Source organism: Sorangium sp. So ce176, from assembly GCF_051519835.1.
Classification (GTDB): domain Bacteria; phylum Myxococcota_A; class Polyangia; order Polyangiales; family Polyangiaceae; genus Sorangium; species Sorangium cellulosum_G.
Window position 1 is genome coordinate 5,269,724 of the sequence record NZ_CP150371.1, and the last position, 14,957, is coordinate 5,284,680.

A 14,957-nucleotide genomic window follows, 5' to 3' on the forward strand; every position below is an offset into this window, starting at 1 on the left:
CGAGTAGCTCGCCCCAGAGCAGCATGGACGAACGCCGCCCCCGCCTCGCGCTCCAGGCCGTGCTCCCGGCGGACCTCGCCGCCGCGTGCGGCATCGATCTCACCGACGCGCGCCGCATCGTCTCGCTGGCGCACCGCCTCGGGGAGCTGCCCGCGCGCGCCCCCGCGACCGTCCGGCGCGCCGCGCTCGACGCTGCGCGCGCGGTCGGCGAGGTCAGGACGCTCGCGCTCGTGGAGCGGCGCGCGAGCGCCGAGGACCCGTTCGTGAAGTACGCCTTCCGCCTCGAGGACGGCGCGATGGTCGAGTCGGTGCGCATCCCGCTCGAGCGGCCGGGCCGGTACTCGGCGTGCGTGAGCTCGCAGGTCGGCTGCGCGCTCGCGTGCGCCTTCTGCGCCACGGGGCGCATGGGCCTCACGCGCAACCTGGAGGCCTGGGAGATCGTCGAGCAGGTGCGGCTCATCCGCCGGGATCTCGGCGCGACAGTCGGCGGCGGCGCGCGCGTCCACGGCGTGCTGTTCCAGGGCATGGGCGAGCCGCTCGCGAACGCCGACCGGGTCATCCAGGCGATCCGGGTGCTCTCGGAGCCGAGCGCGCAGGCGATCGACATGCGCAACATCACTGTCTGCACCGCGGGGCTGCCGTCGGGCATCCGGCGGCTCGCGGCCGAGGTCCCCGCGGTCCGCCTCGGCCTCTCGCTCGGCTCGGTGCGCCCGGGCAGGCGGCGCCAGCTCATGCCGATCGACGGCGCGCACCCGCTCGAGGAGGTGCTCGCCGCCGCGGGCGAGCACGCGCGCGCGACGGGGCACGCGCCGATGTGGGCGTACACGCTGCTCGCGGACCAGAACGACACGGACGAGGACGCCGCGAGCCTCGCCGCGCTCGCCCGCGGCTTCGCGGCGCAGCACGGGATCTCGCCGCGGATCAGCCTCATCCCGTACAACGCCATCGCCGCGTCCGACGCCCCCCTGCCCTCGCCCGACGGCGCCGAGGACCAGCGCGCCGCCGAGGACCAGCGCGCCGCCGAGGAGCGGCGCGCCGCGGCCGATCCGTTCGTGCGCTCGCCGCGGCTCGCCGCGTTCCGCGCGGTCCTCACCGCGGCCGGCGTCGGGTCGATCGTGCGTTACTCGGGCGGCGGCGACGTCGGCGCGGCCTGCGGGCAGCTCGCGCGATCGCAGGCGCAGGTCGAAGCGCAGCGCTCGGGCGGCCGAGGGGCGTCGTCCCGGCCCAGAGCGGCGCCGGACGCCGCTGTCGGAGCGCCGAGCACGCCGCCGCGGCCTGTGTGAGGGTCGCTATGGATCCCCGCCCCCGCGCGCGCTAGCTTGCGCCGGTGTTCGGCTTCAGCTTCGGCGAGATCGTGGTGCTCATCATCGTGGGCCTCGTGGTGATCGGCCCCCGGCGGTTACCTGCCATGATGCGGACGGCGGGGAGCTGGATCTCGAAGATTCGTCGCATGACGACCGAGCTCCGGACGCAGAGCGGCATCGACGACCTGATCCGCCAGGAGGGGCTGGAGCGCGAGATCCGCGAGCTCCGCTCCCTGTCGCGCGTCAACGTCATCGAGACGCTGGTGACGCCGCTCCGCGACGCCGCCGCGTCCGTCGGCACGGTCGTCGCAGCCACGCCGCGCGTGAGGCCGCCGGAGCCCGAGCCCGAGCCCGAGCCCCCGCCGAACGTGAAGCCGCTCCGGGAGCGCGAGTACCCCGTCCTCGGCTGCGACGCGTACGGCGCCGAGCTCGACGCCGCGCCGGCCGACACGACCAGCCCCGCGGCGACGGCCGACAGCGCAACGACGGCGGAGACGGCGGCGGCAGCGGCGCCGGCGGCCATCGAGACGGCAGCAGCGCCGGCGGCCATCGAGACGCCGGCGACCATCGAGACGCCGGCGACCATCGAGACGCCGGCGGCCATCGAGACGGCAGCGGCGACGGAGATGGCGGCGCAGGGCGCGACGGGGAGCGGAGCAGCGTCATGAGCCAGGAGCAGGTGGCGGCGAAGAGCGAAACCCCGGAGGCGACCGGCGCGGCGGGCAACGCCGAAGAGGACAACTCCGAGGACAAGCCGATGTCGTTCTGGGAGCACCTCGACGAGCTGCGCAAGCGGCTCGTCCGGAGCATCCTCGTCTTCTTCCTGGCCTGCATCGTGGGGTGGGAGGTGCGCGAGAAGCTCCTGCACTTCCTGACCATCCCATTCGTGCAGGCGTGGCGGGAGCAGAACCTGCCGGGCAACCCGTCGCTCCACTTCGGCGCGCCTGCGGCCGCGTTCGTCGCGTACTTCAAGCTGTCGATGATCGGCGGCGCCGCGCTCGCCTCGCCGTTCATCTTCTACCAGCTCTGGTCCTTCGTCGCGCCCGGCCTCTACGCGCGCGAGAAGCGCTACGTCATCCCGTTCGTCCTCTTCTCGACGCTCCTGTTCGTCGGCGGCGGCCTCTTCGGCTGGCGCGCGGCGTTCCCGATCTCGTTCGGCTACTTCCTCAGCATGGCCGGCACGGTCGGCGATCAGGGGATCACGATCACGCCGACCGTGATGATGGGCGACTACCTCGACTTCGTCGCCCAGCTCCTGCTCGGCTTCGGGATCATCTTCGAGATCCCGCTCATCGTGCTGTTCCTCTCCATCGCCGGCGTCATCAACTACCTCCAGCTCATCATGTTCGGCCGCTGGTTCGTGTTCGCCGCCTTCATCCTGGCGGCGATCCTGACGCCGCCCGACATCACCAGCCAGCTCGTCATGGCGGTGCCGATGTGCTTGCTCTACGTGGCCTCGATCGGCCTCGCGTACGTCTTCGGCAAGCCGCCGACGGACGCCCAGCGCGCGGCCTACAAGAAGCGCAAGGAGAAGGAAGTCACCAAGGGCTGACGGACCGGCGGCGCGCGCAGCCGCTGACGGACCGGCGGCGCGCACAGCCGCCGGGATCGCCCCGGAGAGGCTTCCGCAACGCGGTACGTCGGGAAGGGCGCTCGTCTTCTTCCCGCCTGTCGCGCTCGCGCGGACGTCGGCCCCCCGGAGCGCGGCCCCGCTCCTATCGCGGGCCCCGGCCTGCCGGCGCGACGCGCCCGGAGCTCAGGCCGCGGGCGCCGCTGCCGCGAGCGCCGCCTTGCGGCTGCGCCTCACGTGGATCGCGACCGCGACGGCGGCCATCGCGACGCCGATGAGCTGCGACGTGGACAGGCCGAGGAGGCCGCCGCGGTCGTCGGCGCGCGCGAACTCGAGCGTGAAGCGCCCGAGCGCGTACAGCCCGAGGAACGTCGCGAAGACCTGCCCGTCGTACCGCTTCCGCCCGTGCACGTAGAGCAGGCAGATCGCCGCGATCGCGAACGACATGGCCGACTCGTAGATCTGCGTCGGGTGCACCGGGTGCGACGGCACGCGCGGGCTCGCGAGCTCGTGCAGCTTGAACTGCGCCTCGCTGGCGGGGCTGTTCGGCGGGAACGAGAGGCCGAGCGACCCGTCGGTGCGCAGGCCGAAGCAGCAGCCGGCGAGCAGGCACCCCATGCGGCCGAACCCGAGGCCCAGCGGGACCGCGAAGCCCGCCATGTCCGCCGCCTTCCAGAACGGGAACCGGTCGCGCTTGAGCAGCCAGTACGCCGCCGCCGACGCGCCGAGGAAGCCGCCGTAGTACGTGAGGCCGCCGGCCCAGAACTTCGCCCACGCGAAGCAATCGCGCTCGGTCGGGTGGCAGACCCCCTTCGCGGCGTCCCAGACGCCGTGGTACCGCGGCTCGCAGAGCGCCTGCTCGACCTTCCAGTCGACCTGCGACGGGTCGGTGCACAGGTGCACGTAATCCCAGAAGTATCCGTCGGCGACGACGTGGAGCAGCCGGCTGCCGACGATGCCCGCGAGCAGGCAGGCGAGCCCCAGGTCGACGACGACGTCCGGGTCCTGGCCGATCCGGCGCGCCCACAGCGCGCCGATCGCGGTCGCGAAGAGGAAGCCGGTCAGCAGCAGGAGAAAATAGGCCGGAAACGAGACGTCGAGCAGGCGGAACAGCTCGGGGCGCATGGTCAGCCCGCGGACGCCTTGGCCCTGGGCGCGCCGGAGGGCTTCTCCGCGAGCTCGGGGCGGCGCGGAGAGAACATGTCGATCGCCATCAGCCCGACGCCCACGACGATCGCGATGTCGGCCACGTTGAACGTCGGCCACACGAACGTCGGGGTGAAGCGGACCTGGATGAAGTCGATGACATATCCGTAGCGGACCCTGTCGACGAGGTTCCCGAGCGCGCCGCCCAGCACGAGCGGCAGCCCCCACTTGAGCGCGATCTGCGACGGGTGGAGCTTCCGGTACAGCGAGACGATGAAGACGATCGCGGCGAGCGAGATCAGCAGGAAGAACGGGCGTCGGATCGCCTCGCTCTCGTCGCCGAGGATGCCCCACGCCCCGCCGTGGTTCTTCGCGAGGATCAGGTTCAGGTGGTCCTTGATCACCTCGATCTTCCGGAACGCGAGCGGCCGCGGCGCGTCGGCGAGCTCCGCGAGGACCCGCGGCTCCAGGCGGTCCTTGGCCCACCACTTCGTGCCGAGATCGGCGGCGAGCGTGATCAACGAGACGCCGAGCAGGAATGGATAGGACGGGCGGTAGACGGGCGCCGCTGGCGCGACAACGTCGTCGGCGTCTCCGTCCGGGGAGGAGACGCGCTCCTCATCGTCGCGCCCGGCGTGAGCCGGCAGCTCGCCCCCCGGCGCGTCCAGGCGCGCGGAGCGCTCCGGCTCCGCGTCGGCACCCTTGGTCTCCACGGCGGCATCTCGCGGCGTCGCGTCTTCGGTCATGCGGAACGCGTTCCTCTACGACAAACGGAGCGCTCCGGCAAAGGCTTCCCTCCGCGGGCGAGCAGTCTCGTGCGTCTCGCACGTCGGTCGCCCTCCGCGCGCCGCTTGCTCCGGGCGCGGCGCCGGTCCGGACGCGCTGCCGCCACTTCCCCGTTCCCCGCGCTGCCTGCTCCGGGCGCGCTGGCTGCTCCGGGGATTCCGCGTTTCAGCCCGCCGGCGGGGCGGGCGGAGGCGCCTCGGTCGAGAGCGGAGCGCCGGCGTCGCCGCCTGCGGGGCGCGCGGCCCCGCCGCCGGCGTCCGGCGCGGGCGCGCTGCGGGCGGAGGCGATCATGTCGGAGGACATCAGGATGACCCCGGCGACGATCGCGATGTCGGCGACGTTGAACGTCGGCCAGTGAAACTCCTGGCCGCCGCGCGACACGTACACGTCGATGAAGTCGATGACCCAGCCGTAGCGGATCCGGTCGACAAGGTTCCCCATCGCGCCGCCGAGCGCCAGCGAGAGGCCCCACTTCATCGCTGTCTGGTCCCTGTGGACGCGCCGGTAGATCGAGACGATGAAGACGGTCGCCGCGGCGGAGACGAACAGGAAGAACGGCCGCCGCAGCCCGTCCGGGAGGCTGCGCAGGAAGCTCCAGGCGCCGCCCGGGTTCTGCGCGAAGATGAAGTCCAGGTGGTCCGGGATGACCGTGAAGACCTTCGCGCCCGCTCGCTTCGCGTCGAACCCCGCGAGCCGCGCGTGCGCCCACGCCTTCGTCGCCAGATCGGCGGCGCACGAGACGAGCGCCACGATCGCCATGAAAGTGAGCGAGGCCCGCTCGCCCGGGGGGACCTCGTCCGGCAGGTGGGCGGCGGTCGACGCTCGCGGTGCTTGCACACCGTGCGGCGCGTGCGGTCCGTCGGAGGACATCGTCCTCGCTTCTACGCGATGCCGTAGCGCGGAGCAAACCGCCTGGAGCGGAGCGACGCCGGCCGGCGGCCGTCCTCGTCCGTGCGCCTCCGCGACCGCCGCGACCGCCGCGGCCGCCGCACGGCATCCGCGGCGTCACGCCGCTCCGTGCCCGTTCACCGCCCCTTCATGATCACCACCGGGCGCTCCCCGCCGGACGCGCGCGCCCGCGCCGCCGGCACCTCCGGCTGCGCGGGCGGCTCGGCCGGCTTGACCGGATCGGCCGGCGGCGCCCGCCTCCTGCGCAGCGCGAGGTGCACCTCGCCGTACGCCTGGAGGGCCGCGCCGCGCTGCCGCTCCGCGGCCGCCATGCGCCCGAGCGCCTCGGCGAGCTGCGCGCGGCGATCCGCGAGGTAGGCGAGGTCCCTCGCCTCCGTGAGCTCATCGTCGTCGGCGAACGCGCGCTCCGCGCGCTCCAGCGCCTCGCGGGCGTCGTGCAGGTCCGTGGGCGCGAGCTCCGCGGCCGCGCTCGCCCGGGCGCGCTCGTAGCTCTTCCTCGCGCTGATGAGCTCCTTCGGCGGCAGCGGGGTGCTCGCGCACCCCAAGAGCCCGCCGAGGAGCAGCATGACCACCGTCCCCTGGTTGCATCGCATGGTTCCGCGCCTCCTCCTGCGCCCCTAGCGGAGCTGCTCCTGGATGGATCCGACCTCCCCGAGCGCCTCGCGCGCCAGGGCCTGGGCCCGCGCCTCGCGCGCGCAGGCGATCGCGAGCTCCGCGTCCGCCTGCGCCCGCAGGAGCATGCGCCGCGCCCGATCGGACGTCCCCTCCGCCGCCAGCCGCTGCGCTCTCTGCACCTGCTCCCGCGCGAGGCGGAGGTGGAGGTCCGCCCGCGGGACCTCCTCGACGCCGACCTCCTCGGCGGTCCGGATCAGCGCCTGCGACGCGAAGAGCCGCTCGTCGAACGGGGCCGTGCGCGCGGCGCACCCCGCCGCCGACGCGCCGAGGAGCGTCAAGAACACTGCCTTTCTCATGGTCAACACCTCGTGGCCGGTCGTGGACGACCGCACGACCGCGCGCGCGGTCGCGCGGTCGCGCGGTCGTGCGGTCGTGCGGTCGTGCGGTCGTGCGGTCGTCCACGACCGGCGGGTCAAACAGCGGATGTGGGACTCGACTCCGGGTCTCCGTCGCCGGTCGGCTCAATCCTCAGGCAACCAGCACACCAGGCCGGCAGGCCCTCGGGCCGCGCCCTAGCGCGCCCACGAGGCGCGCAGCGCGCTGTCCGTCGAGGCAGCAGGCGCGACGACGACACTGAGACATCGCATCACGCGCCGTATCCGCGCTTCCCATTTGTTGCGCGCAAACGGGTCATTCACCGGCGCCCCCGTGTGGGCGCGAGCATGACCTCGGCCACACCGGCGGGCGGCCAACACGCGATCTCGCCCGCGGACAGGAGAGCTCCTCGCTCGGCCGTACGCGCGCCTGCCGCGCCGATCCCGATCTCCCTCGCGCCGGATCCGCGCCGCGCGCCGCGTGGCGCGTCCCAGCCAGGTGGATCATGAAAGATCCATCCACCGCGCCCGCCGCGCCTGATCCGGTTGAGTGACACGGCGCATCTGTTTAGTATGCCCGCGTCATGCCGTCGCCCCCCTGGAAGATCGAGACCGGCGTCGAGACGGTCATCTCGTCGTGGCTGGCCTCGGGCTACGTTCGCCCTTGTTTCACGGCGGATCGCGAGCTGCCGCCCGCCGAGGCGCGCACCGCCCCGATGCCCGAGGCGCTGTCGCCGGCGCTCCGCGGCGCGCTGGAGCGGCGCGGCATCAGCCGGCTCTACGACCACCAGGCCCGGGCCTTCACTGCCGCGCGCGGGGCGCGCCTCGACAGCGGCGGCGCGGCGGACCCCGCCCGGGCGGGGCGGCACGTGGTCGTCGCGACGCCCACCGCGAGCGGCAAGAGCCTCTGCTTCCATCTTCCGGTGCTCGACGCGCTCGCCGAGGGCGCCGCGTCGGGCCAGGGCGGCAGCGCGATCTACCTCTACCCGACCAAGGCGCTCGCCCGCGACCAGGAGGCCGGCCTGCACGCCCTCATCCGCGAGGCGGGGCTCACGATCCCGGCGATCGTCTATGACGGGGACACGCCGGGCGACGCGCGGCGGGCGGCGCGCGAGCGCAGCCCCATCTTGATGACCAACCCCGACATGCTCCACGCGGGGATCCTGCCGCACCACGCGCACTGGGCGCGGACGTTCCAGCGCCTGCGCTACGTCGTGCTGGACGAGCTCCACACCTACCGCGGCGTGTTCGGATCGCACGTCGCCCACGTCATCGCCCGGCTGCGCCGCGTCGCGGCCTTCCACGGATCGAGCCCGACGTTCCTCTGCGCGACGGCGACCATCGGCAACCCGCGGGCGCACGCCGCGCGCCTGCTCGGCGTCGCCGAGGACGAGATGGAGCTCATCGACGAGTCCGGCGCCCCGCGCGGCCCGCGGCGCTTCTTCCTGTACAACCCGCCCGTTGTCAACGCCGAGCTCGGCATGCGCGCCAGCACCCTGAAGAGCGCTGTGCGCCTCGCCGGGGATCTCGCGCGCGCCCGCGTGCCCACGCTGGTGTTCGGCCAGTCGCGCAACTCGGTCGAGATCATGTTGAAGTACCTGCGCGAGGGCGTCGGCAAGGAGATCGGGGCCGAGGACGCGATCATGGCGTACCGCGGCGGCTACCTCCCGGAGACGCGCCGCCGGGTCGAGCGGGGGCTGCGCGAGGGCGAGATCCTGTGCGTCGTGGCCACGAACGCGCTCGAGCTCGGCATCGACATCGGCGAGCTCGACGCGGTGATCTGCGCCGGCTACCCCGGGTCGGTCGCCGAGACGTGGCAGCGCTTCGGCCGCGCGGGCCGGCGCGGCAAGACGAGCATCGCCGTCCTGTGCGCGACCAGCGCGGCGCTCGACCAGTACCTCGCGAGGAACCCGGGTTACCTGCTCGAGCGAGGGGCCGAGTCGGCGCGGATCGATCCGCACAACACCGAGATCCTGGTCCAGCACCTCAAGTGCGCGGCGTTCGAGCTGCCGTTCCTCAAGGGGGAGCCGTACGCGGCGATGCCGCCGGACGACACAGTCGCCGCGCTCCGCTTCCTCCAGGACAACGGGGTCGTCCACGAGTCGAACGATCGCTTTCACTGGGCCACGGACGCCTACCCGGCGAACCACGTGAGCCTGCGCTCCGTGGGCTGGGACAACTTCGTCATCATCGACAAGGCGCACGGCAAGACGCTCGCGGAGCTCGACTGGCGCGCCGCGCCGACGATGCTCCACGAACAGGCCATCTACCAGCACGACGGCGAGCAGTACCAGGTGGAGCGGCTCGACTACGAGAACCACAAGGCCTTCGTGACGAAGGTCGTGCCCGACTATTTCACGACGGCGCTCACCCACCGCAAGGTGAGCATCCTCGACGAGAGCGCGACGTCCTCGCTCGGCCGGGCGGCGGCGTCGTTCGGCGAGGTGAGCATCGTGGAGAAGGTGGTGGGGTACAAGAAGATCAAGTTCTACACCCACGAGAACACGGGTTACGGCGACGTGCGGTTGCCTGACATCCAGATGCACACGACGTCATTCTGGCTCACGGTGCCTGAGCCGCTGTGCGAGGAGCTCGGCCTCGGCCGCGCGACGGCCATCGACGGGCTGCGCGGGATCGCGCGGGCGCTGGAGACTGTCGCGACGCTCTCGCTCATGTGCGATCCGCGCGACATCGGCCAGACGCTCGAGGACGGCAGCGAGGCGCGGGCGCCGGAGCCCCCGCCCGGCGGCGAGGTGGCCGGCGTCTTCGATCCGACGCTGTTCCTGTTCGACAACGTGCCCGGCGGCGTCGGCCTCGCCGAGCGCATCTACGAGCAGCGCGACGAGCTGCTCGCGCGCACGCGGCAGCTCATCGCCGGTTGCCGCTGCGACCAGGCCGGCTGTCCTCTCTGCGTCGGCGCGACCGAATCCGTCGAGGGCCTCCGCAAGCGCGCCGCGCTCAGCCTCCTGGAGCTCCTGCTCCACCAGGCGTGAGCTCCGTGAGGGGGAGAAGAATGAACCACAGAGGCGCAGAGGGCACAGAGGTAAGAAGGAGAGACAGAGGGGATCAATAGACGGCGTATCTCTGTCCCTCTCTCGTTCTCTCCTCTGTGCCCTCTGCGCCTCTGTGGTTTTCTCTCTCATGAACCCAGGGGTGCGCCTGGGCGGCGTGGAGCTAGCTTCGCTTCACCGCGAAGCCGGCGAACGCCTGCATGACGGGCATCAGCTCGAGCCGGTTCACGTTGACGTGCTCCGGGAGCGTCGCGCACCAGACGACGGACTCGGCGATGTCCTCGGCCGAGAGCGGCTTCACGCCCTGGTAGACGGCGGCGGCGCGGTCGCTGTCGCCCTTGAAGCGCACAAGCGAGAACTCGGTCTCGGCCAGGCCGGGCTCGATGTCGGTGACGCGCACCCGGCTGCCGAGGAGATCCGCGCGCAGGTTCAGCGAGAACTGCGCCACGAACGCCTTGCACGCCCCGTAGACGTTGCTCCCGGGATACGGCGTGCCGGCGGCCACCGAGCCGATGTTGATCACGTGCCCGCGATCGCGCGCCACCATGCCGGGCAGCAGCGCCCGGGTGCAGTGGAGCAGCCCCTTGATGTTCGTGTCGACCATCTGCTCCCAGTCGTCGGGATCCGCCGTGTGCGCCGGCGAGAGGCCGATCGCCCCTCCCGCGTTGTTGACCAGCACCGACACCTCCGAGAACTCCGGCGGGAGCTCCGCCACCGCCCGGTCCACCGCGGCCCGATCGCGGACGTCCAGCCGCACGATGTGCACCGCGGCCCCCGCCCGCCCGCCGTCGCTCGACGGGCCCACTCCCCTGCCCGTGAGCTCGTCGGCGAGCGCCTCCAGGCGCTCGTGACGGCGCGCCGCGAGGATCAAGCGGGCCCCCAGGCCAGCGAAGCGGCGGGCGATCGCAGCGCCGAATCCAGCGGAGGCGCCGGTGATGAAGACAACGGGAGTCGGCTCGGTCGAGGCAGAGTGCGTCATGTCCTGAGCGGACTTGTATCAGACCCACGTAGATCGAGCGACATCCGCCGCGCGCTGCGCCGCACGTCGGCGCAACCCGCACCACCGCCGCGTGTGCGCCCCCGACGGGTCGCGGCCGCGCGTGGCGGCGGCCAGGACAGCGCAATTCCGTCGACGACAGCAACGCCACGCCTCGATTTGTGCAATCGACCGCAGGGATCTCCGGTGGTCGAGCGCGGTCGCCCCTTTACCCCGCCCCTCGGTGCCATCTAGAGTCGGGCATCGTGGAGAGCGCGCCACCGAGGGGGGTTGTTCTGGGGCACTACGCCATCGGACCGCGGATGGCGCGCGGCGGGATGGGCGAGGTGTTTCGCGCGGTCGCGCTCGGGCCGGACGGCGCGGAGGTCCCGGTCGCCATCAAGCGAATCGTCCCGATGCACGCCGGCAACGACGACCTCAGGCAGCTGTTCATCGCCGAGGCGAGCATGATGACCCGCTTCGAGCACCCCAACATCGACGCGGTGCTCGACTTCGGCATCGATGAAGCGGGCGACTTCTATCTCGTGCTCGAGCTCGTGTCCGGGACGGACCTCGGGCGGCTCTGCAAATGGCTCTGGGCGCGCGGGGAGGCGGTTCCGGTGCCGGTGGCGCTCTTCGTGGTGTCCGAGGTTCTCAAGGGGCTGGGCTACGCGCACGAGCGCTCGGCCGCCGAGGGGCGGCTCATGGTGCACCGGGACGTGAGCCCGGGAAACGTGCTGATCTCGCTGAGCGGCGCGGTGAAGATCGCGGACTTCGGCGTGGCGATCGCCACGCGGGGCGGGGCTGGCGACGCTGCCCGGCGCGATCTGGTCGGGAAGCCGACCTACATGCCGCCGGAGCAGTTCGACGGCGAGCAGGTCGACGCCCGCGCCGACCTGTTCGCGCTCGGCGTTGTCCTCTTCCAGATGCTCACCGGCGAGCGTCCGTTCCCCGGGACCAGCGCCACCACGCGGATGGCGGCGGCGCGCGAGGGGCAGATGGCGCGGGCGAGCGAGCTCCGTCCCGAGGTGAGCCCGGCGCTCGACGCGCTCCTCGCGCGCGCGCTCGCGCCCCGCCGGGAAGACCGCTTCCCCGATGCCCGCGCGATGCTGGAGGCGATCGAGGCGCTGCGCGAGGCCGGCCACGAGATCGGCGCGCCCGAGGACCTCGCGGCCCTCGTGAACGCGGCGCTGAGGGAGCCGCCCGAGTCGCGCCCTGCGGGTCCCTCCACCTCCGCCCCCCCTGCGCCCGACCCTCTCGGCGACGACGATCTGGAAGGCGGCGAGCTGACGCGCGCCGGCGAGGGCGCCCCCTTCGCCCTGCGCGTGACGCGTCGCCCTGGCGCGCCGCCGCAGGCGCCCTCCGGCGGGATCGACCCGATCGAGGGCGCCGACGCGGCGCTCTCGGAGCCGTCGAGCGCCCCCCTGAGCGGCGGATTCCACGCCGTGGCCCCGGTCTCGGGCGACGAGGGCTCGCTCGATCCGCTCCTGGCCCCGGCGGTGAAGGCGGCGCTCGGCCCGGCGCAGCGGACGCGGGACGACCTCCGGCCGCCGCCCTCGGCGCCCGGCGTGTCCATCCCGGCGGCGGGGGCCAAGCGGCAGCGCCTTCTCGCGGCGGCGATCGCGTGCGCCGCGCTGGCCGGCATCGCGCTCGCCGGCGTGCGCGTCAGCCAGGGCCGGCTGAGCGCGGCGCACCCCGCGGCAGCGCAGCGCGCCGCTGCCGTGGCGCGGCCGCAGATCGCCGCCGCGGCGCGGGCGGCGATCGTGCCGCTGCAACGACCGGCTCCAGCGGCGAGCGCCCCGGACGCCGCCGCCGCCGCGCCCACCCCTCCGGGCGCCGCGACGTGCCAGGGCGCGCTGCGCATCGACGCGGGCGAGGCGTGGCGCGTCTCGGGCGGCCCCGCCGAGGTGCAGGCGCCGGGCGAGTACCGCTGGCCTTGCGGCAGCTTCGACCTGCGCGCGACCTCGGGGGTCGACCCGGCCCGCACGCAGCAGATCTCCGTTACCGTGTCGGGCGCCGGCACCGCCGTCGTCCACCTGCGCTGACCCGCTCCGAGGCGCCGCGCGGCGTCGACCCGCTTGCGTCGCTCAGCCCGCTCGGCTAGCAGCGCGGCGTGCGACGCCATCACGCCCTCCTCGCCCTCGCCCTCGCCGCGCTCACCGGCTGCGGCTCCGCGCCTCCCGCGGCGCCGTCCGCTCCGGCCGCCGCCCCTGCCGGCACGCCCGACGCGGCGCCCGCCGCGCCCGCCCCGAGCGACGCGGCCGCCCCGGCGCCGTCTCAGGTCACCTCGGTCGAGGTGCCCGCGTCCGTGCGCGCCGTCGTGGAGGCCGCCGACCGGGCCGACGCCGACAAGGCGCTCGACGCCGGCCGGAAGCCTGCGGAAACGCTCGCGTTTTTCGGCATTCAGCCGGGCATGAAGGTCGCGGAGCTCATGGCCGGGGGCGGCTACACGGCCGAGCTCCTGGCGCGGGCGGTGGGCCCGGGAGGGATCGTTTACGGGCAGAACAACCGGTTCGTCCTCGAGCGCTTCGCGGAGAAGCCGTGGAGCGAGCGGCTCAAGAAGCCCTTGATGAAGACGGTTGTCCGGGTCGACCGCGAGCTCGACGACCCGTTGCCGCCCGAGGCGCGGGATCTCGACGCCGTGTTCCTCATCCTCTTCTATCACGACGCCGTGTGGCTCGAGGTGGACCGGCCCGCGATGAACCGCGCCATCTTCCGCGCGCTCAAGCCGGGCGGCGTGTTCGCGATCATCGATCACAGCGGCCGCGACGGGACGGGCGTCGCCGAGGTGAAGACGCTCCACCGCATCGAGCAGAAGGTCGTGCGCGAGGAGATCGAGCGGGCCGGCTTCCGGCTCGAGGCCGAGGCGGCCTTCCTCCGGAGCCCCACGGACACGCGCGACTGGAACGCCTCGCCCATGGTGGCCGGCGACAAGCGGGGCACGAGCGACCGCTTCGTCCTGAAGTTCGTCAAGCCCGCGGGCTGAGCCGCTCCGGCGAGCTCCGGCTGCGCCGCCGCGGCGAGCTCCGGCTGGGCTCGACGCGCTCGGCAGCGGTCCTCGATCGGGCGGGCGCCGCGCTGGCGCGGGCGGCGCGGGGCGCGCTCACCCGTCGGAGCGAACGCAGCGCGTGAGCCGCCGATCGCGGACCGAGTTGTCCTGCGACGCGCCGTTGTTGAAGTTGACGACGATGGCCCTGTCGGCGCTGACGAGGGCAGGCGTCGACGACCAGAAGATGCTCGACGGTGTCCCCGAGAAGATCTGCGGATCGATCGCCGGCCCCAGCAGCCGATCATCGACGATCGAGAGCAGCTCCTTCGCGCTCGGCAGCCGCCAGTCGCTCTTGCCGGCGAGGGTGAGGTCCTCGCAGTGCGCGAGCGCGTCGCTCCAGTCGAACGTCCCGGTGGCGTGCTGGCGCTGCCAGACGAGCCCCGTCGAGCGATCGAGCGCCCATTCCTCGCCGAACGACGACAGATCGGCCGGCGGGATCGCCTGCCCGCCCCCGACGCACAGCGCCCGCGCGTTCGTCATGCCCGCCTTCGGGTGGTACCCGATGGATGCGTCACTGGCGAGCACGCCCCACGCGAACGAGCCGTCCGTGCCGGCGACGTCGGTCGCGGACCAGTAGATGCTGTCCGGGGTCGTCACGAAGATGCCCTGGAACGCTGTCGTGTTGCCGAAATCGATGATCGAGACGAGCTCGCGCAGGGTCGGCAAGCGCCACCCTGTCAGGCCGCCGTGGTTCTCGACGGCGAGGGCGTCGCAGTGCTCCTTCGCGGCGGCGAACGTGAACGTCACGTCCTCCAGCCCTTTTTCCCAGGCGAGCCCGGTCACCGAGTCCCTCACGGTGTCCTCGCGATCCGTGTAGGAGGGAACGGCGATCTCGTAGCTGCCGTCCTGTCCGAAGAAGGGCTCGGACGGTCCCGGGCACTGCTCCACCACGATCGTCCCGTCCGAGCAGCGTTTCGTCGGCGAGTCCGGCCACGTCACCGGAATCGAGGGCAGTCCCCCGCCGGTGTCTCCTCCAGCGCCGCCGCCGCCGACAGGCTCGCCGCCGCCGCCGCCGCCGCCGCCGGTCCCTCCCCCGGCGCCGCCGCCGCCGATCGGCTCACCACCACCGCCGCCGGTCCCTCCCCCGGCGCCGCCACCTACATGAAACGGGTCTCCAACGCATCCGGCGAACGCCACCGACTCCACGAGCAGCGCGGCCAACAGCCAGGTGAAGCGATGAGCGGGAGGGGTCTCGTTCGACATGGGCAAGCAAGGGC

The 14,957-nt window shown here is 73.2% G+C and carries 13 protein-coding genes; 6 read left to right on the forward strand and 7 right to left on the reverse strand.

Annotated elements, in window-relative coordinates; all coding sequences use genetic code 11:
• The first annotated feature begins 23 nt into the window (after positions 1 to 23).
• The 3 genes from rlmN to tatC are packed head-to-tail and all read left to right on the forward strand — an operon-like array spanning position 24 to position 2,856.
• On the forward strand, positions 24 to 1,283 hold the full coding sequence (gene rlmN, locus WMF42_RS19700) for a 23S rRNA (adenine(2503)-C(2))-methyltransferase RlmN (protein WP_437693513.1): 1,260 nt from the start codon (positions 24 to 26) through the stop codon (positions 1,281 to 1,283).
• Between the two features lie 44 nt (positions 1,284 to 1,327).
• Complete coding sequence (gene tatB / locus WMF42_RS19705; protein WP_437693515.1) at positions 1,328 to 1,972, forward strand: Sec-independent protein translocase protein TatB; 645 nt, start codon at positions 1,328 to 1,330, stop codon at positions 1,970 to 1,972.
• Positions 1,969 to 2,856, forward strand: a complete 888-nt coding sequence (gene tatC, locus WMF42_RS19710) for a twin-arginine translocase subunit TatC (protein WP_061606498.1) — start codon at positions 1,969 to 1,971, stop codon at positions 2,854 to 2,856. The genes tatB and tatC overlap by 4 nt, the downstream gene beginning before the upstream one ends.
• A gap of 204 nt (positions 2,857 to 3,060) precedes the next feature.
• Here the strand turns inward: tatC and WMF42_RS19715 are convergent, their stop codons facing one another.
• The 5 genes from WMF42_RS19715 to WMF42_RS19735 form a co-directional block, all read right to left on the reverse strand.
• Entirely contained in the window at positions 3,061 to 3,999 is a 939-nt protein-coding gene (locus tag WMF42_RS19715) for a prolipoprotein diacylglyceryl transferase (RefSeq protein WP_061606497.1), read from the reverse strand.
• Between the two features lie 2 nt (positions 4,000 to 4,001).
• Positions 4,002 to 4,766, reverse strand: coding sequence for a signal peptidase II (gene lspA / locus WMF42_RS19720; RefSeq protein ID WP_061606496.1), 765 nt, complete (start codon positions 4,764 to 4,766; stop codon positions 4,002 to 4,004).
• 205 nt (positions 4,767 to 4,971) lie between these two features.
• Positions 4,972 to 5,643: a signal peptidase II gene (lspA, locus tag WMF42_RS19725; RefSeq protein WP_233561165.1), complete on the reverse strand. Its 672-nt coding sequence runs from the start codon at positions 5,641 to 5,643 to the stop codon at positions 4,972 to 4,974.
• 188 nt (positions 5,644 to 5,831) lie between these two features.
• Entirely contained in the window at positions 5,832 to 6,308 is a 477-nt protein-coding gene (locus WMF42_RS19730; RefSeq protein ID WP_061606494.1) for a DUF4398 domain-containing protein, read from the reverse strand.
• 24 nt (positions 6,309 to 6,332) lie between these two features.
• Positions 6,333 to 6,686, reverse strand: coding sequence for a DUF4398 domain-containing protein (locus WMF42_RS19735; RefSeq protein WP_061606493.1), 354 nt, complete (start codon positions 6,684 to 6,686; stop codon positions 6,333 to 6,335).
• 602 nt (positions 6,687 to 7,288) lie between these two features.
• On the opposite strand from WMF42_RS19735, the gene WMF42_RS19740 reads away from it, so the two are divergent.
• Positions 7,289 to 9,697: a DEAD/DEAH box helicase gene (locus WMF42_RS19740; protein WP_437693518.1), complete on the forward strand. Its 2,409-nt coding sequence runs from the start codon at positions 7,289 to 7,291 to the stop codon at positions 9,695 to 9,697.
• 181 nt (positions 9,698 to 9,878) lie between these two features.
• Here WMF42_RS19740 and WMF42_RS19745 read toward each other — a convergent pair whose 3' ends face one another.
• Positions 9,879 to 10,694 carry an SDR family oxidoreductase gene (locus WMF42_RS19745; protein ID WP_437693520.1) on the reverse strand — a complete coding sequence of 272 codons (816 nt, stop codon included), beginning with the start codon at positions 10,692 to 10,694 and terminating at the stop codon, positions 9,879 to 9,881.
• Between the two features lie 320 nt (positions 10,695 to 11,014).
• Here WMF42_RS19745 and WMF42_RS19750 point away from each other — a divergent pair, with 320 nt between their 5' ends.
• Together WMF42_RS19750 and WMF42_RS19755 are read left to right on the forward strand one after the other, a co-directional pair.
• Positions 11,015 to 12,736, forward strand: coding sequence for a serine/threonine protein kinase (locus WMF42_RS19750; RefSeq protein WP_437693522.1), 1,722 nt, complete (start codon positions 11,015 to 11,017; stop codon positions 12,734 to 12,736).
• Positions 12,737 to 12,804: 68 nt separating this feature from the next.
• Positions 12,805 to 13,677, forward strand: a complete 873-nt coding sequence (locus WMF42_RS19755) for a class I SAM-dependent methyltransferase (protein ID WP_437693523.1) — start codon at positions 12,805 to 12,807, stop codon at positions 13,675 to 13,677.
• A 117-nt stretch (positions 13,678 to 13,794) separates the two neighbouring features.
• Here WMF42_RS19755 and WMF42_RS19760 read toward each other — a convergent pair whose 3' ends face one another.
• Positions 13,795 to 14,943 carry a DUF1566 domain-containing protein gene (locus tag WMF42_RS19760; protein ID WP_437693525.1) on the reverse strand — a complete coding sequence of 383 codons (1,149 nt, stop codon included), beginning with the start codon at positions 14,941 to 14,943 and terminating at the stop codon, positions 13,795 to 13,797.
• Positions 14,944 to 14,957 lie beyond the last annotated feature (14 nt).